Origin of the sequence: Mesorhizobium sp. M7D.F.Ca.US.004.03.1.1, assembly GCF_003998635.1 — a bacterium.
In the GTDB taxonomy this organism is placed as follows: domain Bacteria; phylum Pseudomonadota; class Alphaproteobacteria; order Rhizobiales; family Rhizobiaceae; genus Mesorhizobium; species Mesorhizobium loti.
Genome location: NZ_RZQG01001687.1, coordinates 1 through 564, shown reverse-complemented (window position 1 = coordinate 564; position 564 = coordinate 1). Strand labels below are relative to the sequence as shown.

At 64.4% G+C, this 564-nt stretch carries 1 pseudogene; it reads right to left on the bottom strand.

From position 1 onward, the window contains the following. Positions 1 to 564, bottom strand: a pseudogene (locus EN935_RS39495) (M23 family peptidase); the annotation flags it as partial.

The following is a 564-nucleotide window of genomic DNA, read 5'->3' as shown; positions in this document are numbered from 1 at the left end:
GTGAAGTGAAGCGACCTGCACGGCGCCGTCGCTGAGGTCGGTGCCGGCTTCGCGCACCACCTTTTCCACCTCGTCGGCGGACAGGTCGCTCTTTTCGTCGAAGGAAGCCGTCGAGATCGGGAAATCGACGGTCTTCAGGCTCATCTCGCTTTCGACCTTGGCGCCATAGATCTGGCCGGAAGCGGCAGAGGCTGTCGCCGGCTGAGCACTGTCGTCGCTGTCGTCGCCGAACACCTGCATCGGATCAAAAGGCGGGTAGGCGCGGCTGGTGGTGTGGCCGGCGGCGAGCGCCATCTTGATCTGCACGAAAGGCATGGTGTGGATAACGTCGCGGTCGCCGACCTTGGTGACCATCGACACTTCCATGCGCCGACGGTCCTTGGCCTTGGCGATCTGACGCGGCGCCACCAGCCTGGTCGTCTTGGCGACTTCGCCGGAATCGCCGTTGCCGGCAAGACTGATCAACTCGGCGATCTCGGGTGGGGTGGCCAGCTGCTGGCGACCGTCAAGAGCGGCGAACAGCGCCACGCCCATCAACACGCTCGAGGTCACACCGGTGAGAAA